The sequence below is a fragment of the Promicromonospora sp. CA-289599 genome, assembly GCF_050936155.1.
In the GTDB taxonomy this organism is placed as follows: domain Bacteria; phylum Actinomycetota; class Actinomycetes; order Actinomycetales; family Cellulomonadaceae; genus Promicromonospora.
In genome coordinates this window covers 455901-481437 of sequence record NZ_JBNJNI010000001.1, presented here as the reverse complement: position 1 = coordinate 481437, position 25537 = coordinate 455901, and the positions used below count along the sequence as shown (strand labels likewise).

Annotated in this window: 15 protein-coding genes; 8 read left to right on the top strand and 7 right to left on the bottom strand. The window is 69.0% G+C overall.

Translation table 11 applies throughout. The features are described 5' to 3' along the window. Positions 1–171: 171 nt before the first annotated feature. The gene (locus ACQEVI_RS02030) at positions 172–3030 is read right to left on the bottom strand and encodes a glycosyl hydrolase (protein WP_432894130.1); all 2859 of its coding nucleotides are present in this window, start codon (positions 3028–3030) and stop codon (positions 172–174) included. A gap of 388 nt (positions 3031–3418) precedes the next feature. After that, positions 3419–3964 carry a GNAT family N-acetyltransferase gene (locus ACQEVI_RS02025; RefSeq protein ID WP_432894128.1) on the bottom strand — a complete coding sequence of 182 codons (546 nt, stop codon included), beginning with the start codon at positions 3962–3964 and terminating at the stop codon, positions 3419–3421. 138 nt (positions 3965–4102) lie between these two features. Here ACQEVI_RS02025 and ACQEVI_RS02020 point away from each other — a divergent pair, with 138 nt between their 5' ends. Continuing rightward, the gene (locus ACQEVI_RS02020) at positions 4103–4570 is read left to right on the top strand and encodes a MarR family winged helix-turn-helix transcriptional regulator (protein WP_432894126.1); all 468 of its coding nucleotides are present in this window, start codon (positions 4103–4105) and stop codon (positions 4568–4570) included. Positions 4571–4681: 111 nt separating this feature from the next. On the opposite strand, the gene ACQEVI_RS02015 is transcribed toward ACQEVI_RS02020, so the two are convergent. The 3 genes from ACQEVI_RS02015 to ACQEVI_RS02005 form a co-directional block, all read right to left on the bottom strand. Next, a complete protein-coding gene (locus ACQEVI_RS02015) occupies positions 4682–6157 on the bottom strand; it encodes a GDSL-type esterase/lipase family protein (protein WP_432894124.1) in 1476 nt (491 codons plus the stop codon). 169 nt (positions 6158–6326) lie between these two features. After that, positions 6327–7670, bottom strand: coding sequence for an RICIN domain-containing protein (locus ACQEVI_RS02010; RefSeq protein WP_432894122.1), 1344 nt, complete (start codon positions 7668–7670; stop codon positions 6327–6329). Between the two features lie 85 nt (positions 7671–7755). Continuing rightward, positions 7756–10074, bottom strand: coding sequence for an RICIN domain-containing protein (locus ACQEVI_RS02005; RefSeq protein ID WP_432894120.1), 2319 nt, complete (start codon positions 10072–10074; stop codon positions 7756–7758). Positions 10075–10448: 374 nt separating this feature from the next. Here ACQEVI_RS02005 and ACQEVI_RS02000 point away from each other — a divergent pair, with 374 nt between their 5' ends. Continuing rightward, a complete protein-coding gene (locus ACQEVI_RS02000) occupies positions 10449–11474 on the top strand; it encodes a LacI family DNA-binding transcriptional regulator (protein ID WP_432894118.1) in 1026 nt (341 codons plus the stop codon). Between the two features lie 4 nt (positions 11475–11478). On the opposite strand, the gene ACQEVI_RS01995 is transcribed toward ACQEVI_RS02000, so the two are convergent. After that, positions 11479–15126, bottom strand: coding sequence for a glycosyl hydrolase 115 family protein (locus ACQEVI_RS01995; protein WP_432894116.1), 3648 nt, complete (start codon positions 15124–15126; stop codon positions 11479–11481). A 215-nt stretch (positions 15127–15341) separates the two neighbouring features. Here ACQEVI_RS01995 and ACQEVI_RS01990 point away from each other — a divergent pair, with 215 nt between their 5' ends. Genes ACQEVI_RS01990 through ACQEVI_RS01980 form a run of 3 tightly spaced genes read left to right on the top strand, consistent with a single transcriptional unit; the run spans position 15342 to position 18625 of the window. After that, entirely contained in the window at positions 15342–16328 is a 987-nt protein-coding gene (locus ACQEVI_RS01990) for a carbohydrate ABC transporter permease (RefSeq protein ID WP_432894114.1), read from the top strand. After that, positions 16318–17229 (top strand): carbohydrate ABC transporter permease, encoded by a 912-nt coding sequence (locus ACQEVI_RS01985; protein WP_432894112.1) that lies wholly within the window; start codon positions 16318–16320, stop codon positions 17227–17229. Before ACQEVI_RS01990 ends, ACQEVI_RS01985 begins: the two co-directional genes overlap by 11 nt. Before the next feature lie 58 nt (positions 17230–17287). Continuing rightward, a complete protein-coding gene (locus ACQEVI_RS01980) occupies positions 17288–18625 on the top strand; it encodes an ABC transporter substrate-binding protein (RefSeq protein WP_432894110.1) in 1338 nt (445 codons plus the stop codon). Here the strand turns inward: ACQEVI_RS01980 and ACQEVI_RS01975 are convergent. Next, positions 18582–19712, bottom strand: coding sequence for a LacI family DNA-binding transcriptional regulator (locus tag ACQEVI_RS01975; protein WP_432894108.1), 1131 nt, complete (start codon positions 19710–19712; stop codon positions 18582–18584). The two genes, ACQEVI_RS01980 and ACQEVI_RS01975, sit on opposite strands and share 44 nt — an antisense overlap. 95 nt (positions 19713–19807) lie before the next feature. Between ACQEVI_RS01975 and ACQEVI_RS01970 the strand changes: the two genes are divergently transcribed. The 3 genes from ACQEVI_RS01970 to ACQEVI_RS01960 all read left to right on the top strand — a co-directional run bounded on the left by ACQEVI_RS01970 (position 19808) and on the right by ACQEVI_RS01960 (position 25429). Beyond that, positions 19808–20827: a LacI family DNA-binding transcriptional regulator gene (locus tag ACQEVI_RS01970; protein WP_432894106.1), complete on the top strand. Its 1020-nt coding sequence runs from the start codon at positions 19808–19810 to the stop codon at positions 20825–20827. 181 nt (positions 20828–21008) lie between these two features. Beyond that, positions 21009–24614: a GDSL-type esterase/lipase family protein gene (locus ACQEVI_RS01965; RefSeq protein WP_432894104.1), complete on the top strand. Its 3606-nt coding sequence runs from the start codon at positions 21009–21011 to the stop codon at positions 24612–24614. Continuing rightward, on the top strand, positions 24611–25429 hold the full coding sequence (locus ACQEVI_RS01960) for a LacI family DNA-binding transcriptional regulator (protein ID WP_432894102.1): 819 nt from the start codon (positions 24611–24613) through the stop codon (positions 25427–25429). Before ACQEVI_RS01965 ends, ACQEVI_RS01960 begins: the two co-directional genes overlap by 4 nt. Positions 25430–25537: the final 108 nt, after the last annotated feature.

Here is a 25537-nt window from a genome sequence, read left to right as displayed (position 1 = left end):
CAGCCATTCCTGACTCACCCGCGATCGCTCCCGACAGGGTCGACCTGGGTTCGTCGGCCTGACCGTAATAGCAGTACGGTCAGAGACCACTGGCACTTCGGTCAGGACCGAAATGCACCACAGATGGCCCCGGTCGCTGCCGACCGGGGCCATCGTGTTCCTGGGTGCTCGTCAGCTCACGGTCAACGGTCCGAACGGCACCTCCACCACGGAGTCCGCGAGGTTCACGAGCGAGGGCGCGTTGCCGATCACGTTCCAGAGCTCGACCTTGATCGTGCCGTCGGTGAGATCGCCAGGAGTGCCCGCGGAGCTCTCCAGCGCCTGGTTCACGGAGGTGTAGCGCTCGAAGCCGGGCACCGGATCCGTGGCGAAGTACCGGTAGGTCTCCACCCGGTCGAAGGAGCCGTCGCCGGTGAGATCGTAGGAGACGCGCACTCGCGTGCCGTTACCGACGTTCGTGCCCGCGTCGACGCCGAGGTCGAACGCCGTCCGCAGGCCGCCGAACTCCGCCGTGACGTGCTCCAGCGTGGCGGTGAGCCCGGTGCTCGGGTCGCCGACCGCATCGGGGCCCGACCTCGCGCCCAGCTCGGCCGTGGCAGCGGGACCGGGATCTTCGGTGAGGTCGCCGCCCGCGGTCAGGTAGAACGTCGTCGCGGCGCGAACGGGCGGATCGGTGGGATCGGTGGGATCGGTGGGATCCGTCGGGTCGGTGCCGCCCGGGGCGCCGCCCCCGCTCCACGTATGAGCACCCGAGGTGACGGTCTTCCCGGCAGGGACCGCGAGCGAGGTCCCGTCCGAGAACTCGACGGTCAGAGGTGATCGCGTGATGTTCGAGGCCACGTAGGTGCGCGCCCCGTTCTTGGTGAAGACGGCCGCCAGCGGTGAGTCGGCGGTGACCGCCGGGTCGACGGTGCCCAGCGCGGCGACGTTGGCGATCCAGTGGTACGTGTGCGCGCGGCTCTCGCCCTCTTCGACCGGATACTGGCGGTCGGCGTCGAGTGCGGCGAGCGCTCGCTGACCGTCCCCGAGCGCTAGATAAGACCACAGGAGGTCCTGCCACACCGTCGGGTTGCCGTTGTTCACGGCGACCATCTCGTCGTAGTTGTCGACCACGTCGTCGGGGCGCAGGCCCAGGTAGAGATGACCACCGGTGATCGGCAGCGTGTTGATGCCCTGGATCATCTCGGCCTCGCCGCTGAACCAGGTCGCGTACGCCCCACCGCTGCCCCAGATCATGCCTACCGTCGAGTGCCCGAAGGCGTCGGGCATCGCGCCGGACCCGTCGAACCAGTACTGCTGGATCGCCGCCGTCTGCGTGGCGTAGAGGTAGATCCCGGCGTCACGCGTGGCATCGTCGCCGGTGGCGGTGCCCCACTGGATGAGACCGTTCGCGAAGTTCTGGCCCTCCGAGCTCGACTCCTGGTTGTTGCCGTTGACGAACGCGCCGTGGCCTGCCGCCCAGTCGTGGCCCGCATAGATGTCGAAGTCCCGGAGATACGGGTAGCGCAGGTCGGTGCGGTCGAAGTTGTTGGCATCTGCGATGAGCTCGTCGACCATGCCACCGAACTCCTGGTCGGTGGCCCACTCCGGATCGAAACGCGCCAGAGTGGCGGCGGCGACGATGAAGTACCCGTAGTGGAAGTGATGGTCGTTCAGCTCTCTGTCCGACCCGTATCCGGCGGGAAAGCCCACCAGGGTGCCCCAGTTCTCGTTGTACGCGAACAGCTGCTCCGTCTCACCGGGGCTCGCCGTGAACCAGTCCGTGAGCACCGTCTCGATCTGTTCGAGCGCCGTGTCGCGCACGCTCGTGCGGTCGAGCTGATCGGCGATCTCCGCGATCCGCACCGCGCGGCCGAGTGCCTTTCCGGTCCAGTAGGTGTCGCTACCGTCGATGCTCATCGGGTCGCCCGCCTCGGCGTCGAGCAGGGCGTCGAGCCGCGCGTTCGCGTCGCCTGCTGAGGTCGCGACCGCAGGGACCTCCGGTAGGACGCCGGTGAACGGAGTCTCCGTCGTGAACGACGTCGCTCCGATCAGCGTGTTCATCGTGCCGCGTGCGGACTCGTAGTCGCGGTCGGATGCCGCGCCACCGCCCGGCCCGTCGCCCGTCGAACCCTCGAGGTACACGTTCTGGTGCGGGTAGAGGGCCACGATCGTGCCCGCGTTGGTGCCCTCGTGTGCCTCCGTCTCGAAGGAGTAGGTCGTGCGCACGATGCTCGTGGCCTCGTCGTAGACGTAGTCGGCGCGGGTCCCGGTCACCTCGACATACGCGTACGGGGCGTAGGAGTCCGCCTGGGCGGTTCGCGCCGCGTCGTTGTCCCCGGGGGTCGTGGGAAGTGCGGCGACCGAGAGGTAGCCCTTGCCGGAGAGGTTGCTGCTCAGCACATTGCCGGAGGTCGTCCAGGACGAGCCGGTCGGCGCGAACGCGACGTAGTCGGCGCCGCCCGTGCTGAACCCGATGCGGGCGCCGTCGCGGAGCCACACGCGAAGGTCCGACGCACCGGTGAGGCGCGCGTCACCGCCCGTCATCTCGAACCAGGTGACGGGAAGCCCGTGCCCGATCGTCGCCTTCATGGAGCGTGCCCCGTCGCTCCACGACGGGGTGACGGTCCAGTCGCTCCAGTCGGCGACCTCGGCGACGGACGCGTTCAGTCCGGCGACCCCGACGACGAGGTCCTGGCTGTACGGGTAGTGGAACTCCCCGATGCCGCCGGGCGTCCCGTAGAGCGTGGGCTGCTGGGTGTACGAGAGCCCGAGGCCCCCGGGGGACGGCTTGTACGACACGGGGTGCGCGTGCAGCGGTTCGCTCATCGAGCAGTCGAACTTCTTGAAGCTCAGGGAGGACCACCAGTCGTTCGTGGGCACCGCCCCTTCAGGAGCCGAGTCGGTGATGAACGCGCGAGCGTCGGTCGCGAGCGGGGCGCACCCCTCGGGGGCCGGGCCGACCTGATCGGTCGTGTAGCTCCCTGCACCCACGGGCGTCGGTTCGGCCGCCACGGCCGGGACGGCGCTGCTCGTGGAGAGCGCGACCACCACTGCTGCGAGGACGGCCGTGAGCGAACGCCATCTCCGCCGTCGAGGCCGTGACCGGTCATTGCGGTGCGGGCGCGCTGTTCTGTCGGAGTGAGCCGTCGAAACCGGGCAGGCAGAAGGATCGAACATCGTTGTCCTCTCGGAGCCGCCCCGACATCGGGTGCTCGGCTCATCTCGTTCCCGCGTCATTGAGGGTGATGAAGGACTTGCGAAACTGCACATCGCACCGCTTCTGGCGGGCGAAATAGTGGAAGCGCTCTCACACATTGGCAGGAACAAAGCACCATCGTCAACCAATTGTGGTGAGACATCGTTTTCATTGGGTTTTGTATTGGTTCATGTCGATGGGTGAGACGGCCTGCTCAGCACCGCTGCGACTGGCGCGCTCTCAGAGCCGGTCGAACGAGGCGGCGTACCGGAACCGCCCGGCATGCTCCGCACGCCATGCGCTCAGAGCCCGCGCCTGGAAGTAGTCGCCCCACCTCGGGTCGGGCGCCTCGATCCCAAGACCACCGGCAGGTACGAACCCGAACCGGGAGTAGAGCGCCGGGTCGCCGAGCAGCACCACCACCGGCTCGCCCATCGCATCGGCCGCACCGAGGAGCGTGTGCATCAAGGCGGACCCGATCCCGCGGCCCTGGTGCGCGGGATCAACGCTGAGCGGCCCCAGCCCGAGTGCGGGCCGATCCGCGAGCTGCCCGTGGGTGGCGATCACATGACCGACCACCTCCGTGCCGGAAGGTCCGGACTCGGCGACCAGCGACAGCTCCGGCACCCACCCCGGGTCGTCGCGCAGCCAGCCGACCAGGGTGGCCTCACCGGGTGCGCCGTCGGGCTCGATGGGTGGCGCGGCGTGCGCGACCCTTCCGAAGGCCGCCGCGGTGACTGCGCGGACAGTCTGGATGTCGGACGGGCGCTCTTGTCTGATCAGCATCCCGTCACCCTCGGGGGCATCAAGGCTGAGGAGCAAGACAAATTCCATGCCGCGGGCGACCGATCTACCGATGTGACGCGCCACCTATTTGGATCCAGCCAGTGAATGATGCATCAACTATTCGGTAACCTGATTGGCATGAGTAACAACGTGCCCTGGCTGAGTGACGACGAAGAGCGGTCCTGGCGCACCTTCATCCAGCTGCACCAGAAGCTCTCCAGGCAGCTGACGGCGGACCTCCAGACACACTCGGGCCTGTCCGGCGCCGACTTCGAGATCCTCGTCGCGCTCACCGACGTCACCGACGGGCGCGTGCGGTTCCAGGACCTGGCCGAGGAGATCGACTGGGAGCGGAGCCGCTTGTCGCACCAGGTGGCCAGGATGATCAAGCGCGGACTCGTGGCCCGCGAGGAGTGCGCCGAGGACGGCCGTGGTGCGTTCGTGGTGATCACCGCGCAGGGTCGCGAGGTCATCGAAGCCGCGGCGCCCAAGCATGTGGTCACGGTCCGGAGGCTGGTCATCGACGCGCTCAGCCCCGACGACCTCGCCGCGCTCGGGCGGATCTCGGGCCGCATCCTCGAGCAGATCGACGCCGAGCCGGGCTGATCGGCGTACGGCACTCCCGGCTCCCTGCCGCCCGCACGCGCGTGATCGCATGCGGGCGGCAGATGAGTACCGACGGCAGGTCGAACCCAGCCGGGCACCGATACGGCAGCGTCAGCGCAGATAGCTGACGAGCGACAGGTTGCGCTCGCGGACCCCCTCGACCACCAGGTCAGCCATCCGCCCGGCGCCGTACTCGGAGAAGTGGGTGTCGTCCCTGTGCCCGTCCTCCGCCTGGCGCAGGAAGAGTCTGGCGGACTCGTTCGGGCCCATGGATTCCACCAGTGCCTTGCTCTTGGCGGTCAGGTCGATCACCGGCACGTTGAGCGTGGAGCCGAGCCTGCGCATCTCCGCCGGCAGGTCGACACCTACGCCGTTGATGTGAAGCGCGGTGGGGGTGAGTCGGGTGCCGTTGAACTGCCGCCGCACCGGTGGTGTGACGAGCACGGGCTCGCCTCCCCTTTCTCGTACCTGGTTGATCATGGACGTGAGGTTGCCGCGGAAATCCGCCGCCGAGGTGGTCTTGTCGTTGTGTCCGAACTGGATGAGTACCAGGTCGTTCCTCTTGATCAGCGGCTTCATGGTCGGGAACAGCGCAGAGTTCCGCAGGAAACTCCCCGAGCTCTCGCCGGAGTCCCCGTAGTTGGCGACGACCGCGCCCGCCGACACCCGCGTGGTCAGGAGCTGCCCCCAACCGGTCCACGGGGCGACCGGCTGGTCACACGTCGTCGAGTCACCCGCCAGGTACACCACCAGGGGGTTGGTCGCCGCCTGCACCGTCAGTCCCGACAGCTTCGGCGCCGAACCGGCGAAGGTGATGTTCAGTCCGGGGTTACCTGTCCCGCCCTGGCCCGTCGGCTGGCCTTCCGGATTCCGGACGTTGATGGTGTAGGTGTGCTGGGTGATCGTGCCGGCCGCGGTGCTGACCGCGGGCAGGACGCGGCGGCGGGCCTCCACCGACATGGAGGTGTTGCCGGCGGTGTCGCGGTCGCCGATCCATGCGGTGACGGTGTAGTTGCCGGGTGCGATGTCGAAGCGGCAGACGATGGGCGTGCTGCGGGCGCACTGCGACGGCCAGCCGGGTGGCTGGGGCGACGAGCCGGCCTCGATGTCGAGCGAGTCCACGTTGGGCAAGCCGTTGGCGCTGGTGGGGCTGAGCCGGATCGTGTTGGTGCCCGGACTCAGCTGCACGGCTGCGGTCTTTGTTGTCCAGCTGTTCCAGGCGCCGGTGGGCTCGAACGAGACCGACAGCGCCTTCGCGCCGTTGACCAGCACGTCCGCGGGGCGATCGGCCGTCGCACCGTTGGCGTAGTGGACGGTGATCGTCGACGTGCCGGCCTCCGACGTGCTCACCGTGAACTGCGACGCTGCGCCGACCTCGTTGTCGCCGTTGCAGAACCCGGTGCCGGAATAGCCGTTGTGGTTGGAGTCGATGGTGCCGTCGCAGGTGGCCGGCGCTGCCTCGGCCTCGTAGCGCGTCTCCGCCACAGCGGCGGACGCCAGCGTAGGGCTGGTCATGAGGCCGCCGCCGACCAGTGTTGCGGCGAGTCCGGCAGAGAGCAGCGCGGCACGCTGCCTGGGTGAACGCATGTTTGACCTCCGAGAGTGATCGAATCGCCTGGACGACGGTGCGCCCGGACGACGGGGCGCGCAGCTTGCCGGGGCACTGGTACTGCCCTGGGAGATGCCTGACGTGTGGTGGGGCGGGACCGGATCATCGGCCCGCCCCACCACACGTCAGGCGCACGTCGAACAGGCGTCAGACACCGCGGCGGGTGAAGCGCTGGTTGGGGCTGCCGTTGTAGGTGTACTGGGAGATGCGGGCGCCGTCGGCGGACGACCTCTCCCAGACGTCCATGGCCAGGCCGGACTGCCGGTTGATGATGCTGACGACGTCGCCGCCGTGCTCCGTGAGGCGCCACTGCTGGCTGGTGGCGCCGGTGTCGGCCTGCTGGGTGATGTCGGCCCCGTTGCTGTTGTTCGCGACCTGGAGGACCAGGCCGGAGTGCCGCGCCTTGATCTTGACGTGGCCGTTGTCGGTGTCGATGAACTCGAACTGCTGGTTGGTGCCGCCGGTGGAGGACCACTGGTGCAGCAGGGCGCCGGCGGCGGTGGAGACCCCGTTGATGTCGGCGTGCTTGCCGCTGTGCTGGGCCATCAGGGTGTAGGTGCCGGGTTCGCTGGGCGTGTCGCCACCCAGCTGGGCCTCCCACCGGGTGTTCGGTCCGGCGGCCGCGGATGCGAGGCGGTCGCGGGCGGCGGTGTCCCCGTACATGGTCCAGCGGGCCCACTCGACGACGGTGTTCGGGAAACGGTTGTCGCTCCAGAAGCTGGTGTGGCTGCCGCCGACGAACGTGAGGAACGCCTTGGGCCAGGTGATCTCGTTGTACGCCTGCCGGGCGGAGGAGTACTGCGTGGTCGAGTCCCGGTCGCCGTGGACGAACAGGACCTTGGCGTTGACCGAGCTGGACGGGTTGCCCATGTCGATGCAGGACTGCGGGTTGGCGGAGATGATGCGGCTGTCGGGCCAGGAGGTCAGCAGGCCGTGGGTGATCATGCCGCCCAGGGAGTGGCCCGAGACGCCGACGCCGATGTCGGTGTTGATGTGCCCGGCCAGCGGACCGCTGTTGTTGAGCGCCAGGGTGTTGGTGAGGGCCTGGGAGACGTCGCGGGAGGAGTTGCCGTTGTTGACGTCCTCGAAGCTGTGGTTGAAGTGCGGGGCGGGGACGACGAAGCCCGCCGCCGCCAGGGCCCGGATGATGAACAGCGAGTTCTGCGGGCTGCTCCCGAGACCGTGGGTGCTGTTGTAGATCGGGAAGACGCCGTCGGCGACCGGGGCGTCCGTCACGGGGTTCCCACCCGGGGTACCTGTGGCCGGGTAGTAGACGTACGTGGTGACCGGTCGGTTGCCGCGGGTCCAGTTGTACCGGCGCACACCGACCCGGAACGGCGTGGACGGCGCCGGGCCCATCAGCCCGAGACCTGGTGCAGGGGCCGAGTCCAGCATGGCGCCCAGCGCCGATCCCGCGCCGAGCATGGACAGGCCCACGCCTGCCGCACCCGCCGCGCCCACGCGGAGGAAGGTCCTTCGTTGCATCGTCATCATTGACTCCTTGGTGTAGGGAACATGCTCTGCGAGCCGGGTAGCCGCAGACGTCGGGCTGAACCTGCGGTGGCGCCGGCCGGGCTCACGGCGTGTGGATGTCCGGCCAGGGGTAGGAGGTCACGTCGCTCCCGATGTAGAAGCTCGGGTGCGGCGGCTGGTTGTAGCCGGTGTTCTGCCAGGCGATGGCGACGCGGTACTGCACGTCGTGCATCAGGGTGGCGATCCGTAGGTTCGTCTGGTGCGGCGTGGCGTAGATCCGCAGGGACGAGTTGTCGCTGGTGCGCCAGACGACCTCTTCGCGCCAGTCGCCGAACAGGTCGGCCGACAGCCCTGGCGTGGACTTGGTGCCGTTGTTCGACGACACTCCCGCCCCGGTCAGCGCTGTCCCGGAGGGGTAGTCGGTGATCCGCGTGCCGTCGAGCAGCTCGCGTTCCCCGTCGCCGTCCCACCAGGACAGGAAGTTGATCGAGCCCGGCTTGGAGCCGATGTTCCGGCCCGAGGCGTTCTGCATGCCGCCGACCGTGGCCGACCAGTACTCCGAGCCGGGATTGCCTGACCAGATGTTCGCGGCCACACCACGGCCGTTGTCCGCGCCGGACGAGGTCTGATACAGGACCCGGCCGTTGTCGCCGTCGACCAGCCGGGAGGACGGCATCGTCGACCATTCCCCGGGCATGAACACCTCCTGGCCGGGGTTGTTCGGCTCGAAGTCGGACACGTGGAGGGCGTCGCCGTGCTTCAGGTTCGTGTTCCACAGGGGCTGCCCGTTGGCGCCGATCGCCATCGCCCCGAATACGACGTCCTGGCGGCCGTCACCGTTCAGATCGGCGATGGAGAGGCTGTGCGCGCCGTTGCCCTCGTACTGCGAACCGGCCTGGTTCGAGTCGAAGACCCACCGGGTGGTGAGGTCGGAGCCGTCCCAGTCGACGGCCCAGATCACCGAACGGGTGTAGTACCCACGGGAGAAGATCATCGACGGGGTCGCACCGTCGAGGTAGGCGGTGCCGGCGAGGAAGCGGTCGACGCGGTTGCCGTAGCTGTCACCCCACGCGGCGACGTTGCCGCGGGCGGGCTGGTAGTTCACGGTGTCCATCGCCGCGCCGGACTGCCCGTCGAAGATCGTGAGGTACTCCGGTCCGCTCAGGACGTAGCCCGAGGAGTTCCGGTGGTCGGCGTTGGCGTTACCGATCACGGTGCCGCTGTTGTCGCGGGTGCCGTCGGCGGTCTTCATCGCGATCTCGGCACGGCCGTCGCCGTCGTAGTCGTACACCTGGAACTGCGTGTAGTGCGCCCCGGAGCGGATGTTCCGGCCCAGGTCGATCCGCCACAGTCGCTGACCGTTGAGCCGGTAGGCGTCCATGATGGTGTTGCCGGTGTAGCCCGACTGGGCGTTGTCCTTGGCGTTGGTCGGGTACCACTTGACGATCAGCTCGTAGGTTCCGTCGCCGTCCAGGTCGGCCGTGCTGAGGTCGTTCGCCTCGTACGAGAACGAGCCCGAGGGGGTCGACCCGCCCGCGGGGCGCTGGATCGGGACGTCGAGGTAGCCGCCTGAGTTGAACCGCGCCTCGACACCCGAGGCGTCGCCCTCGGCGCCGTCGACCACGGTGCGCACCGTGTACTGCGAGGAGGCGGACCCTCCGGTGTCGCGGTAGTTCGTCGCTCCCGTGATCGGGGAGCTGTTCAGTCTGGTGCCGTCACGGTAAAGGTTGAACGCGACGTCCCCTGGGTCGGTACCCAGCAGCCGCCACGAGACGAGCCGGCCGTTGCCGGAGGGCACGACCGTGACGCCGCGCGTCAGCGCCTCGACCTCGTACCGGCCGTCGCCGCCCCCGGGCGGGGGATCCGTCGGCGGGTCGGTCGGGTCGTCGTCGGCGGGAATCAGCTGGAACTGCTGGTTGGCGCCCCCGTTGGGGGTGTATTGGCTGATGCGGCTCCCGGGGGTGGTCGACTGCTCCCACACGTCGAGGGCCTTGCCGGAGAAGCGGGAGACGATCGTGGTCCAGTCGCCGCTCTCCTGGAGCTGCCACTGCTGGTTCGTGGCGTTCTGGTCGGTGTACTGGGCGATGGTCGCGCCGTCGTCCTGGTTGCGCTCCCACACGTCCAGAACCAGGTCCGAGTGCCGGGCCTGGATGCGGTGGTAGCCACCTCCGGCGTCGATGAAGCGGAACTGCTGGTTGTCGGCGTCGGTGCGGCGGTTCTGGACCAGCTCGGCGCCGGTCGCGGTCGAGGCGCCCTCGATCTCGAGGACCAGCCCTGAGGAACGGGCCTGGAGGACATACCAGACGGAGGGGTCGGGCGCCGCGGAAGCGAGAGGGGCGAAGACGAAGGCCGCAGCCCCTAACGCGGTGGTGGCGACGGCGGCCGCCAGAGTTCTTAGTCGTCGGGTCAGTGACAGGCGCATGGCGTGCTCCCGGAGTGCTCGAAGGTGTAGGTCGGCCTCGTGCGGGGTATCCGTGCCGGCAAACCGCAGGCAAATATGCTGAAACATGACGATGTATCGATACAACGCCTGGCCGAGCATAGCCGCACGCGTCACCGGGTGCAATGGGCGTCGGACGGTGGAATTTCAGCCTGCAATCGAGCCATGGCCGGATGTTCGATCTTGAGTTCTGATCGAGAGAAGATGCCTTTTGATAATGTAAGGTGCTGTCTCTAACGTTGTGGAACGATACATGGCGTGATCGGCCGTCAGGTCGGCGATGACCAGCGCGTGGCGGTGCGTAACGATGATCGATCGATAGGGTGGGCCGGTTCAGCTCGATAGTCGGAGGATGCGTGAAGAGCGGCAAGGTCACGATGATCGAGGTCGCGCGGTTGGCGGGTGTGTCGCCCATGACGGTCTCCAACGTCATCAACAACCGCGTCAGGGTGAGCGACGCCAATCGTGAACGCGTCCTGGGAGCCATACGAGAGTCGGGCTACCAGATCAATCTGGCGGCCCGAAACCTCAGGTCCGGGCGCTCAGGCGTCATCGGCCTCGCCGTTCCTCAGGTCGCCAACTCCTACTACGGGATGCTCGCCGCCCTGCTCATCGACCAGGCGGAGCGGCAGGGCTACCACATCGCGATCGAGCGGACCGGCACCGGCACAGAGGCCGGCGCCACCGCGATCGCACAGTCCCGTCCTTTCCAGCTGGACGGCCTCATCCTGGCGGCAGTCGACGTGGACCCGCTGACGACACCGGTGTCGTCGCAGAGCTACCCGATCGTCATGCTCGGCGAGCAGGACGCCGGCGGCAGGTTCGACCACGTCATGATGCCGAACGAGGCCGGGACCGCTGCGGCAACCACACATCTCATCGAGCAGGGCTGCGGCCGGATCGCCGTGGTCACCGGGCCACATCTCGACCGACTCACCATGGTCACGCGACGCTACAACGGTTACCGCACCGCCTTGGAGGAGCACGGACTTCGCCTCGAGCCCGAGCTGCGGTTCGTCCTGGAGTCGCTCTCCTGGGAAGGGGCCCGTGAGGTCGGCCGCAGGATCGCTGACGCGGGGATCGGTATCGACGGTGTGGTTGCGCTCAACGACACCGCTGCCATGGGGGTGGTACGAGGCCTCCGCGACCGGGGCGTCGCCGTGCCGAAGGATGTCCGTGTCATCGGATTCGACAACGTCAGCGAGTCGGGCAACTTCATCCCGTCGCTGTCGACGGTGGCCCCGGACCACAGCTGGGTGGCGGCCAAGGTGTTCGAGCTCATGCTCGCGCGTATCGACGACCCCGCGGGGCCGCCGCGCCAGTACACCGCGCCCTTCGAGCTCGTGCGACGCGAGTCCACCTCGATTCCTGACCGGGCCTGAACCGTCAGCCTGCGCTGTTCCCGGGCCGCGACGCCCGGTGGCTGGGTCGCCAGGCAGCGTCCGCCGGCGGAAGCTCGGTCCCGGTCGTGAGGTAGAGGCGATCGACCCGCAGGCCGGACTTGCGTGCGAGGACGGACAGGGTGTGGCGGCCGGTCGGGACGGGCAGGTCGGACAGGAGGGTCCAGAACCAGATCTCCTGGGTGCCGAAGGCGTACAGGTCGCCACCGGCGAGCTGTTCCTCGGGCGGCTGGATCGTGTTGTCGAGGGCGAGCACGCAGGCGTCGTCGTCGCGGGCGCTGAACTTCACCAGCAGCCACACGTGGTAGGTCCCGGCCGTGGTGATGTCGAGCGCGTAGTGCAGTCCGGGTGCGTGCGTGGGGTCGTCCCAGCGCAGCCCGCGCCGGGCGACGTGCATGGCGAGCCCCGACCCGCCGTCGGTCTCGGCCTGCGTGTGGGTCCACCTCACGGACGGATCGCCGATGCCGGGCGTCGACCAGGCCGATGAGGTCTGCGCGAGGGCATGCTCGGCCTCCAGCGCGACGACGCCGCCGGACTCGACGCTCACGCCCGAGCCGAGCGCGGCGACGACGTCCTTCCGGCCGTCGGGGCCGGTCCAGTCCCGTGGCTCGGCCAGGGCGGTCTGCGGCACGGCGACGTTGGGCTTGAACGTCGTGGGGGTGTCCCAGAAGCTCGGACCGGTGTAGACCACGGGCGGAAGGGGGACCTCGCGGGGGTCGGTCCGGTAGATCTCACGGGCGACGTCGTCGAGCTCGGTGGCGAAGGTGTCGACCACCGGGTCGGGCGTGTCGCGCAGGGGGCGGCCCGTGTGGTGGCTGAAGGAGGGACCAAGGTTGGTTTCCTTGCGGTCCGCGGTGTACAAGACGATCTTGGACAGGGCCACGTGCTGGTCCAGGGCGTGCAGCCGCAGGACGTGCGGCCCGGCGTCGAGGTACGGCAGGCGGGCGACGAGCCGCTCGACGTTGTCGAGCACCGCCGTCGTCCAGGAACCCCGGAACTCGTCCGTGGTGGGGGACTCGACGACGAACGGGGGAGCGTCGTCGAAGCTCACGCCGACCCGCAGGCGACCGGTGGAGTCCAGCGTCGGCAGGCGGTGCAGCTCGAGCAGGTGGGCGCCCGGGGTGGTCAGGTGGACGCCGAACGTCAGGACCGCGTCGTCGGCCGCCGGCACGTCCGGTGCGTCGCCGGACCGGCAGGCCTCGGTCAGGCTGTTCCCGTACCGGCCGAGGACCGGGACGGTTCGCCAGGAGGAGGTCACGCCGTCCTGGCGCGAGTCCGGGTGTGCGGGGTCGATCGTGACGTGGCCGTCGGCCTCGACGGCACCGACGAACCCGGCGTCCAGGTGCGGCGCTGAGGCGACGCGCACCTCGACGGCGACGGCGGTGCCGTCGTCCCCGGTGACGGTGAGGGTTCCGGACGAGCCCGCGCGGGCCCGCACGTCGGCGATCCGGACCTGGAGACGTGCCTCGGTGTCGACCGTGCCGGATGCGGCCGAGACCTCGATCCAGTCGTCGGCCTCGATGGTGAACGACACTCCGGGCGCACCGGTGGTGAACACCTCGATCCACTTGGTCGCGACGCCGTGGGGCCAGAACGTCAGGGCAGGCCGGGCGCCGGGGTCTGGGTCGGCCGAGCCGTCGTAGGTGACCACACCGAGCCCCGGGGGGCCGATCCGCAGTGCGGGCCGCGCTGCCGGGTGCATGGCCATGACGGGCGGGGGGAAGGCCTCGGGGGTGAAGACGTGCCGCCAGCGACCACCGGCCAGGACGGTGTCGTAGTAGTGCAGGAGCGCGCGCTTGTGGGCATCGAAGGTACGTGACAGCTCCAGGTGGTGGTCGGCCGCGGACGCCTTCCCCTGCTGGTGGGCGAGCGCGCTGCGGTCGGCGTGCAGGAACTGCCCCGCGACGAGATAGGCCAGGTGGACCTTGACCGCGACCAGCTCGAAGAACGCCTCCTGCTCGTCGTCGGGCAGAGCGCGCAAGATCTCGTTCGTCTCCTGGTAGAGGCGGCGCAGCTCAGCGAGACGTCGGGACGCCTCGTCGCCGTATCCGGTCTGAGCGAAGACGCCGCACTCGAGATGCTCGACCTTGCGCTGGTTGTTGAGCTGGTAGTAGGTGGCGTAGAGCAGGGCGACCTGCTTGCCGTGCCCGCCGGAGAACGTCTTGTCGGCCCATTGCTCGACGAACCCGGTCACGTCGGCCGTCGTGGTCTCCTTGCCCGCCTCCCAGCCGCAGCGGAGGAAGAACTCGGTCTCGATCTCCAGCGGCTTGAGCCCGCCGACGTTGTCGACCCACAGCCGCCGGATGCCGTGGTCCCAGGCCTTGCTCAGCTCGTTGCGCACCAGCGCCAGGGGGGTCGAGGACGTGGCGAGGTAGGAGCGCGGGGGCTCGGACCAGTAGGACGAGTGGTAGTACAGGCCGTGCCCGCCAGGGCGGTCGAGCTCGGCCTCGGTGGGGTAGCGGCGCACGTACCCGAAGTTGTCGTTGGCCCACACGATGGTGACGTCGTCAGGTACCGGGAGGCCCGCGTCGTACAGGGGGAGGACCTCCTTGTACGGGATGAAGACCTGCAGGGCGCCCGGCGCGCGCTCACCGAGCTGCTCGGCGAGGATGCCGCGCTGGTCGTCGATGACCTGGCCGAGGAGCGCGACGCGGGCCCGGTGCTTCTCGGCGTCGGACAGGTGCTCGTCGGTGTCGATCACCGAGGTCTTGAACCCGTAGTCATGGATGCCACGCATGCCGACGGTCCAGGAGACCTCGTAGCCGCCGTTCTGTCGTACGGACCCGCGCCAGTACTCCTGGAGCAGCTCCCGGTTGCGGCCCGGGACCGAGTAGTCGTAGTCGACGGGCGCGTCCTGGGCCGCGGCCCAGGGCCCGAACTCCTTCTCGTTGCTGCGCAGCAGCATGTCGCAGTGGCTCGTACCGACGACGACGCCCATCTCCTGCGCGAGCGCACCGTTGGCCGGGTCGTGGTTGAACGCGCCCACGTGCATCGCCGGCCAGATGTAGTTGCCCTTGAGTCGCAGGATCAGCTCGAAGACCCGCTCGTAGGTCTCCGGCCCGATCGTGTCGTCCCCGGTGTGGGTCATGGCCCACTTCTCGAGCTCCTCCTCGTCATTGAGGAAGATGCCCCGGTAGGCGACTCCTGGCCAGTCCGCGACGCTCGTCCCCGCGGCGACCGTGATGCGCTCGCGCCGGTGCACCGGCACGTCACCCCACCAGTACCAGGGCGAGACGCCGACCTCCTCGCACAGGTCGTAGACACCGAAGACGGTGCCGCGCCGGTCGGCGCCCGCGACGTAGAGGGTGGCGCCGACGGCGGCGATCACGAAGCCTTCCCAGCGCAGGCCGCCGTCGGCGGTTCGCAGCTGGGAGACGTCGAGGGAGCCGTCGGCGATAGCAGCGTCGACCAGCGGCGAGGTGCCGATCGTGCCGACCACGATGTTCGCCCCGGCACTTCGGTGCGAGGTCGTAGCCGGCCGGCCGGTCACGTTCCCGAGGTCGCGAACGAGGTGGACGACGGCGCGCCGGACGGCAGCCGGCTCGGACTCGGCGATCGCTACGTGCGCCGTTGTGCCCGGCCCGGCGAGAACCAGTCCGTCCTCGTGCTCGTCCAGGACAAAACCCCTGCTCATGGCACCTCCGTTGGCGTCCGAGCTCGGTATGGCGCCTGCGGGGCCAATGGAACCGTTACCGGACTGTGTTCCGTGCGAAACCGGCCGAACCCACATGCCCGCGAAGCAATGAAATGAGGTCCTAACTGCGAAGATATCGCAGCCGAGGAGTGATCGGACCGGCTTGTTGACAAGCATATGGAACCGTTGTCACCATGGCAACGAGCCGCGCTGGAATGAGCCGCGCGGCAGACGGTCACAGGTCCTCGAAGGGGAGGTGCAAGGCCGTGAGCCTGGCTGAGTTGCAGAGGGTGGCCCGACGCCGTGGCGGGCCCCGGGCCAAGCAGGAGACGCCGGACGACAAGGCGGCGCTGGCCTTTCTCGGTCCATGGCTGGTGGGTGTGGTCGCGTTGACGGTCGGCCCGATGGTCGCCTCGCTGTACCTGGCGTTCACCGACTACAACCTGTTGGAGGATCCGAGGTGGGTGGGTCTCGCCAACTTCACCCGGATGCTGGGCGACGAGCGGCTGCACAAGTCGCTGGAGGTGACGTTCACCTATGTGCTGCTCGGTGTCCCGGGACAGCTCGTCGTCGCCCTGGGCCTGGCCGTGGTGCTGGATCGCGGCATGCGCGGGCTGACGTTCTACCGCTCGGCGTTCTATCTGCCCTCGCTGCTGGGCTCCAGCGTGGCCATCGCGGTGCTGTGGCGCCTGATCTTCGGCGGCACCGGCCTGTTCAACAGTCTCCTGGGCGCGGTCGGCATCCCGTCGAGCACGAGCTGGATCGCCGACCCGGACACGGCGTTGGCGACGCTCATCCTGCTGCACGTGTGGACGTTCGGGTCGCCGATGGTGATCTTCCTGGCGGGTCTGAGGCAGATCCCACGCGAGTACTACGAGGCGGCCTCGACCGACGGCGCCGGACCCTGGAAGCAATTCCGGTCCATCACCCTGCCCCTCCTGACTCCGATCATCTTCTTCAACCTGGTCCTGGCGGTCATCAACTCGTTCCAGGCGTTCACGCAGGCCTTCGTGGTCTCCGGAGGGAGGGGCGGGCCGAGCGACTCGACGCTCTTCTACACGCTGTACCTCTACCAGGAGGGCTTCGGCGCCTTCCGGATGGGGTACGCCTCCGCGCTGGCCTGGCTGCTGGTGGTCATCATCGGCGCCTTCACGCTGATCAACTTCTGGGCTTCGAGGTACTGGGTGCACTATGACGACTGAGCTGCTCGCCGAATCGCCCGCGGTACACGGCAACCGCACCCCACGGAAGACCCGCTCCACCGCGTCCGGCCCGTGGTCGCGCGTCGGCCGGCTGCTACGGCACGTGCTGTTGCTCGGCGTGGTAGCGGTCGCGCTGTATCCGGTGCTGTGGATGATCGTCAGCTCGCTGCGGCCGGACGGGTCCATCTTCGGCAATCCCTCGCTGGTGCTGAACACGTTCGAGGTCACCAACTACACCCACGGCTGGAACGCACTGGGGGCGCCGTTCAGCACCTACCTGCTCAACTCGGCGATCGTGGTCGCCGGCGCGATCATCGGCAACCTGATCACCTGCTCCATGGCAGCGTACGCGTTCGCGCGGCTGCGGTTCCGGTTCAAGAGGCAGGCCTTCGCGGTGATGCTGCTGCTGATCATGCTGCCGGTGCACGTCGTCATCGTCCCGCAGTACGTCATCTGGGCCCAGGCCGGGCTGGTGAACACGTTCTGGCCGCTGATCATCCCGAAGTTCCTGGCCACCGACGGCTTCTTCGTCTTCCTCCTGGTCCAGTTCATCCGTGGTCTACCACGAGAGCTCGACGAGGCCGCTCGCATCGACGGGGCCGGCCACGCCCGGATCTTCTTCCAGATCCTGCTGCCGCTGATGGCTCCGGCCCTCGCGACCACCGCGATCTTCACCTTCATCTGGACCTGGAACGACTTCTTCGGTCAGCTCATCTACCTCACCGACCCGAACCTCTACACGGTGCCGGTGGCGCTGCGCTCGTTCATCGACGCGCAGTCCCAGTCCTCCTACGGCTCGATGTTCGCCATGAGCGTCGTGTCCATCGTTCCGCTGCTGGTCGCGTTCACCGTCGGGCAGAAGTACCTGATCCGCGGCATCGCGACCACGGGCGGCAAGTGAACCACCAGTGAGTCGTCCTCCCGTACAGGCGGGAAGAGCAGCACAGAGAGAAGGAATCATGCGCCTGACAACGTCGTCCGCACGCCGCGTCACGGCTGCCGCGGCCAGCATCACCGTACTGGCCGGGCTGACGGCCTGCGGCACCGGGAACGCTCCCGGGGCCGGAAGCGATGGCACCGCCCCGGAGCTCAGCGAGGACCAGGTGACGCTCCGTGCCACCTGGTGGGGCGGCGACTCCCGCCACCCCCTGACGCAGGAGGCGATCGATGCCTTCGAGGAGAAGCACCCGAACATCGATGTGGTCGGCGAGTTCGCCGACTGGGCCGGGTACTGGGACAAGCTCGCGACCCAGACGGCCGGGGGCAACGCGCCGGACGTCATGCAGATGGACGAGCTCTACCTCGCCTCCTACGCGGACCGCGGCGCCCTGTACGACCTCGAGCGGACGGCGCAGCTCGACAGCGCCGGCCTGGACCCGAAGGTCCTCGACCTCGGACGCTCGGAGGGCACGCTCTACGGCATGCCGATCAGCACCACCGCTTTCGGCATCCTGGTCAACCAGGACCTGCTCGACGAGCTCGGCCTGAGCCTCCCCGACACCAGCACGTGGACCTGGGCGGACCTCAGCGACTTCGCGGCCGAGATCAGCGAGAAGAGTGACGGCGAGGTATTCGGCATCTCCGCCCTGAACAACGGGTACTCGCTGCAGCTCTGGGCGCGCCAGAACGACGAGTCGCTGTTCCGCGACGGCGGGGTGTCGATCTCTCCCGAGACGCTCGCCGGCTACTTCCAGCAGGCGCTCGACTGGACGGCATCGGGCGCGGCGGCTCCCGCGTCGCGTCAGGCGGAGCTGGCAGGGGTCGGGCTCGACCAGACGGACTTCTCGACCGGCAAGCAGGCCATGGCGTTCAGCCAGATCACCCAGATCCCGGCGTACGAGGCCGCGACCGGTGGGGCCACGCTCGAGCCCGTCAAGATCCCGAGCGAGGACGCGAACGAGGCGAAGTACTCGTACCTCAAGCCGGGCATGTACTGGTCGGTCTCCTCGACGAGCGAGCACCCTGCCGAGGCGGCACTGTTCGTCGACTTCATGGTGAACGACCCCGAGGCCGGGGCGATCCTCGGCGCGGACCGCGGCATCCCGTCGAACGGAGCCGTCCGGGACTCGATCCTCGACGGCCTCGCGCCCGGGGAGAAGCGGGCGGCGGACTTCGTCGCGGCGGAGGAGGAGTACATCGGCGAGGCCCCTGAGATCACGCCGAACGGCGGGAGCGAGCTCGACACGCTCATCGCTCGCTACCTGCAGGACGTGCTGTTCGAGTCGCAGACGCCGGAGGAGGCGGCCGAGGCATTCATCGCCGAGCTCGACTCGTCGATCCAGTCGGCGAACCAGTAGCCGAGGGCTGCTCTCGCACGGTGCGGGGCGGGGTGCTGCCCCGCACCACGACCCGAGCCTCGAAGACGATGAGGCGGCGGCGAGGGCCCGGCGTCCGGAGCGCGAGGTCGACCGCGGTGCGGCCGATGGGCTCGAGCGAGAGGTCGACGCTGGTCAGGCCCGGCGTCACGTCATCGGCGTCGACCACGTCGTCGAACCCGGCGACGCCGATGTCCTGCCCGATGACCAGGCCGGCGTCGCGAACGGCGCTCATCACTCCGAGCGCCATCGTGTCCGTCGCCGCCAGCAGCGCGTCGACCTGTGGCCGGCCCACGCCGAGGTAGCCGGACGCGGCGGAGCGGCCGCCCTCGCGGGACATCGGCACGCGCACCATGCTCGCCTGATCGAGGCGCACCCCGTGTTCCCGGGCTCCCTCCAGGACACCGGTCTCCCACTCGCGCACCCCGGTGGAGTCCACGTCGGGGGTGATCAGGGCCATCGACCGGTAGCCGAGCCCGGCGAGCACAGCGACGAGCTTGCGGGCACCCTCGCGCCGCGGCACGGCCGCCGTGTCGAAGGGTAGCTCGTCGTCGCCGGCGACGACGATCCGACCACCGTCCTGTTCATATCGCTCCAGCTCGCGGAGCAGCGCGGTCCGCGACGACGCCGAGCCGCTGCGTGTTCCCGTCAGCACCATGGCCCGGGGCCGCTGGCTACGGATCATCTGCACGGCTCGCACCTCGTCGTCGATGATGTGCTCCGTCCCCGTGATGGTCACCATCAGACCGGAGGATCGGGCCTGCTGGATCGCCCCATGGACGAGCTCCGCGTGGTACGGGTCACGAATGTCCGAGACGAGCATCGCGATCGTCGGCGTCGAGCCGGTCGTGGTTGCCCTGGCCGAGGCGTTGGGGCGGTATCCGAGGCGCTGGGCCGCATCCTTGACCCTTTGTCGTACCTCCGTGGTCACGTAACGCGAGTCCGGATCCAGGGCGCGTGAGGCCGTGGCGAGGCCGACGCCGGCCTCGCGGGCGACGTCCCGCAGAGTGACCGGCAGCCGGACGGCGGAGGGCGGAGCCCCGGTGTCGCTCCTGGCATCTGTCGGCACGGGGCCATTGTCCCATTTCAACGGGACGGTGTGATGCCGGATGGGATACTTGGCGCGGTGCGGCCGATGTGCGGCCAAGGGAACGGAGGCAGGGCGTGGCAGCTGCTCGTCAGCGGAGCGGGTCCGCGACGCTGCGCGACGTGGCCGAGGTCGCGGGCGTGTCGCCGTCGACCGCCTCCCGGGTCCTGAACGGGGGCGAAGCGCCGGTGAGCGACGAGCTCGCCGTGCGGGTGGTCGCCGTCGCCGACGCCCTGGGTTATGTGCGGAACCAGGCCGCCCGGGCGCTGCGCGGACGGCGGTCGGGTGTCGTGCTGATCGTCACCGATCCGCGCACGGCGTCGGTCGCCGCGCTGGCGGCCGGCATGGAGGAGGCGGGTCGCGCGAGCGGCGTGCCGGTCAGCATCACCGCCGTCGGATCTGACGCGGACGCCCATCTTCAGGCGCTGCGGATTCTGCGCGGCCTTCGCCCGCTCGCCCTCGTCGTGACGAGCGCGAGCTTCGCCGGCACGGACAGCGAGCGTGTGCTCGCCGAGCTCGAGCTCATCCGCGCCGAGGGTGCCAACGTCGTCTTCGTCGGCGAGCACGACTACGACTACCCGTCCATCCGGTTCGACGACGTGACGGTCGGCCGGGTGGTGGCCGATCACATGGCGACCCTCGGCAGGGCGCGTCCGGCAGTGCTGACCGCCGTCCACCACCCCGCGGTGGAGAGCCGTACCCAGGGGTTCGTCGAAGGTCTGGTCGCCCATGGATACGACACCACCGCGATCGTCGTGGAGACCACGGAGGTCTCCAGGGAAGGAGGGCGGAGCGCGACCGCCCGCCTCCTGGGCCGTGACGAGCGGCCGGACCTCATCCTCGCCGGCAATGACGTGCTGGCCATCGGCGCGCTGCACACCCTGAGCGAGGCCGGCCTGCGCGTGCCCGAGGACGTAGCCGTCTCCGGTGTCGACGACATCCCCATCGCCCAGGACGTGACACCGTCCCTGACGACCGTTTCGCTGCCGTTCGTGGAGGCAGGGCGTGCGGCTCTCACCCTGGCCCTCGACCCCGCTGCCACGGCCGACGTCCACATCCCCGCCACCCTGGTCGTGCGCTCCAGCACTGCCGGGTAGCGCGGTTCGACGCCGAAAGTGCCGCGATCAGGTCGAAGCGCTCTTGACGGACTCTGGAAGCGTTGTCAGAATGAGCGCCGCTAGACCTTGTATGACACCGCACCTACGTGGGTAGCCGCTGCGTGTCGGCTGGTGAAAGCGTTGTCACACAAGGAACGGTCCCTCAATGAGGAGGATGATCATGTCGAATCGACGCACAGCCGCACGGCGACGACCGCGGCCCGGACTCGCGCTCGCTGCCGCCGCCGCGATGGTGCTCACGCCGTTGGCAGCGGCCGCGCAACCCGCGGCCGCTGTGCCGTACGAAGGGTCGAGCGAGCTGTCGGACGCCGACGTCGTCGTGCGCTCGTCGTTCGACGACCGTCCGGCGGGACGATTCGTCCGTGGTACCGAGGGCTGGGACGTCGACGTCGCCACCGGCAACTCGGTGAACGTCGTCTCCGTGCCCTCGGCGGACGACCGGAGCGTGCGGGTCTCCCGGACCGCCGGCACGGGGGCATCGGGCTCGGCGCTCGCCCGCGTGTTCGAGACGCCGCTGACCGGCGTCGTCACCGTCTCGGCACGCGTCATGCGCTCCGACAGCGAGGGCGGGTTCTTCGGCCTGCCCTATCTGTACGACGAGGCCGGCCGGCCGGCGGTGAGCGTCGCGCTGGCACGCGGGGACATCCTGGCCTACGACGGCAGGACGTCGCGGACGATCGGCACGTACGAGGCGGGCCGCTGGTACGACATCGACCTGACCGTCGATACCAGCGCGCAGACGTTCGACCTCACGATCGACGGGCGGAGGGCGCTCGACGACGCGGCGCCGCGGACGTCGCTGACAGGGATCAGCCGCATCGCCTGGTACGCCAACGGGGGTGAGCGCGGAGCCGTGCACGTGGACGACATCGCCGTCACCCGCACAGATTTCGCGGTGGACCCCGTGACCTACTACGTCAGCACCGACGGCGACGACCGCGCGAGCGGCACGAGCCCCGACGCGGCCTGGCGCTCGCTGCAGAAGGTGGGCGCCACCACCTTCGCGCCCGGTGACCGGATCCGGCTGCGGTCGGGTGACACGTGGACGGGGCAGCTCTGGCCGAAGGGGTCCGGGGTTCCCGGGCACCCGATCACCGTCGACGCCTATGGCGAGGGCGCGAAGCCGCGCATCGCCGGTGCGGGGACGGTCGCCGAGGCCGTGCGGCTGTTCAACCAGGAGCACTGGGTCATCCGCGGTCTCGACGTCTCCAACGCGGCACCGTCGACCGGTACGCCAGGGGAGAACCTGAGGGACCTACGGGGTATCGGCGTCCATGGTGACTCGGGAGCGATCCTCGACCACTTCGTCATCGACGCCGTGGACGTCCACGACGTCACCGGCGAGATCAACTGGATCGGCGGCACCGCCGCCGATACGCCCGGGGTGCACTGGGGCACCGGCTGGGACCGCTCCAAGAACACCGGCGGCATCGTGTTCCGGACCACGACCGCCGACCCGGCCGCTCCGGGACGGGCAACCGTCCTGACCGGCATCACGGTCCAGGACTCCACCGTGAAGAACACGTCCTTCGCCGGCATCACCGTCAAGCAGTGGACCGGAAACGACCCCGCCCACACGGCCACCGGCTGGGGTACCCGCCGCACGGCCGACGACGTGCGCTTCACGCCGCACACGGACATCACGATCCGCGGCAACTACCTCACCCAGGCCGGCACCGACTACGGCGCCAACGGCGTGTACCTGACCGACGCCCGGGACGCACTGGTGGAGGGCAACCTCGTCGACCGGGTAGGTGTCTCCGGCATCGAGACGTACGCCGCGGACCGCGTGACCGTCCAGCACAACGAGATCACGGGCACCAAGTGGGCACAGGGCAGCGCGGACGCCAACGGGATGGACCCTGACATCGCGACGACGAACCAGCTCTTCCAGTACAACTACCTGCACGGCAACGGGGACGGCATCCTGCTGTGCGCGTGCAGCGGCAACCATCCGTTCGGCTCGGCGGTCGTCCGGTACAACGTCGTGACGGGCAGCGAGCGGTGGAACCTGCACATGTCGCAGACCTCGGGCTCCGTGGCGCACGTTTACAACAACACGTTCGTCAGCAGCGAGGCACCGAACATGGTCTCCGGTAGCAACAGCGGCACCGTGACACTCACCAACAATGTCTTCGCGTCGAGCCGCGGGGCATCGTTCGCCGAGAACTCCCGGCTGACGTACGAGAACAACGCGTACAGCCCTGCGCTGAGCGCCCCGTCGAGCGACCCGTCGGCTCTGACGGGCGACCCGCGCTTCGTTGATCCCGGCTTCGCGGGACCCTACGGTGACGAGACGTCCGGTCCGCGGCTGGAGGAGGCCGGTGCGTACGCCCTCACGGCGGAGTCGCCGTTCATCGACATGGGGGTCCCCGTCGCCGACGACGGCGGCCACGACCTGGCGGGGACGTCCGTACCCGTCGGCGACGGTCCGGAGGTCGGTGCGTTCGAGTACACGACGCGGCCTGGCCAGACCACGAATGCCGCGATCACGTACATCGACGAAGCCTTCGACACCCAGACGGATCCGCGGAACTTCGGCTTCGGTGACCGTGCGCGGGTGGTCGACGGAGTCCTCCGTCTCACCGAGGGGATGGCCAACTACACGACAGCGGTCGCACCGTTCGCCGCCGCGGTGCGCGACCAGCGGACGCTCGACCTCAGCTTCGACTGGAAGACGGGGATCACCAGCAGCGGGATGAAGACCGGCCTGGAGCTGCGTGACTCGGCAGGCAACCTTGCCTTCGGGCTCGCGGCCACGGGCTCCGAGCTCCGCTACGCCGTCACCGGACCGGCGTCGGACTCGAGTGCTGCGCCGGACCGGCTGAACCCGGCGTGGACGAGGACCGCGTTCGACCGCACCAAGTGGCACACGGTCGACCTGCACATGGACTTCACGGTGGGGACCGTGCAATACACCGTCTCGACGCGTGAGGCGTCGCCTCGTGTGCTCGCGTCCGGCACGGGACAGGTCTCGGCCACCAACCTCGACCGTCTGGTCGCGGCCAACTACTACGGCACCGGCCCGCAGTCCGTCGACAACGTCCTGCTCCGGCGCCCGGCGCACCCGGCCGAGGGGGACCTCGAGGGCAGGTCCGTGTACGCCTTCGGCGACAGCATCGTCGCCGGGCACGCGTACGCGCGCGGGTTCGTGAACCTGGTGGCGGAGCGCGAAGGTTTCTCCCTGACCAAGTACGCCCGGAACGGCGCGACGGTCATGGAGGCCGGGTACCCGGCCGGAACCGTCCGGCAGCAGGTCCGCGCGGCGAGAGCGACGTCGCCGGACCTGGTCGTCTTCGACGGCGGGACCAACGACGCCGAGGCCATCTTCAAGGCGGGCCGCGCCGTCGGATCGGTCAGCGAGACGTTCGATCCGGCAGGCTTCGAGTCCGGTACGTATGCGGGCGCCTTCGAGGCGACGGTGTACGAGATGCGATCGAAGTGGCCCAGCGCCCGGATCGTCTACGTCGCGGCCCACAAGCTCGGATCACGTGACTGGGGCACCCAGCTCGCGGTTCGTGACGTGACGCTTCAAGCCGCCGAGAAGTGGGGTGTGACCGTCGCCGACGTCTTCGCCGACACCACGTTCGACACCCGTGACCAGGCCCAACGCGTCAACTACACGTTCGACGGTCTCATCGGCGGTTACCCTGGCACGGGCGGATCGGGAACGCACCCCAACATCGCAGGCATGACGCGCTTCTACGTGCCGGTGCTTACCGAGGCTCTGGGCGACGTGGTGCGGTCGCAGAGGAAGGCGCGATGAGACCCGTCATCGGTCTGGCCGTGCCTCAGATCGAGAACCCCTACTACGGGATGCTCGCCGATCTCTTCGTCGAGGAGGCCGAGCACCGGGGCTGGGAGATCGCGATCGAGCAGACCTACGGCGTCGCGGCGCGGGAGGCCGCAGCTGTCTCCCAGTCGCGCTCCCTCCACCTGGACGGACTCATCCTGGCCGCGGTCGAGTTCGACCCGTCCTGGCCTACCAAGGGTTACCCCATCACCATGCTCGGCGAACAGGATCTGGGTGGCCGGTTCGACCACATCATGATGCCGAACGAGGCGGGCGCCGCAGCCGCCACCGAGCATCTCATCGCGCGGGGCTGCCGCCGGATCGCGGTCGTCACCGGGCCGGAGCTCGACCGACTCACGGTGGCGACGCGTCGCTACAACGGCTATCGCACCGCCCTCGAGCGTCATGGCATCCGCCCCGACCCGGACCTCCGGATCGTTCTCGAGTCCTTCTCGCTCCAGGGCGGCCGCTGCGCCGGCCAGCGGATCGCCGACTTCGACCGCGGCATCGACGGCGTCGTCGCGCTCACCGACATCGTCGCGATCGGAATCATGCGCGGGCTGCACGACCGCGGCGTGGCCGTGCCCGACGACGTCCGCGTCATCGGGTTCGACGGCATCCGCCAGTCCGAGCACTGCGTTCCCGCCCTCTCGACCGTCGCCGCCGACCATCGCTGGATGGCCGCGCGCGCCCTCGACCTGGTCATCTCTCGTATCGAGGACCGTGCCCTGCCGCCCAACCAGTTCACCGCTCCGTTCACAGTCATCGCGCGCGAATCGACCTCGTGAGTCCGCGGTGGTCATCGGCGGCCAAGTCGCGGTCCAGGCGTGTTCACCCGTCGGCCATTGACAGGTCACGCACGTCTCGTAGCCTCGCTCCGCACGCATTCCGAGCCG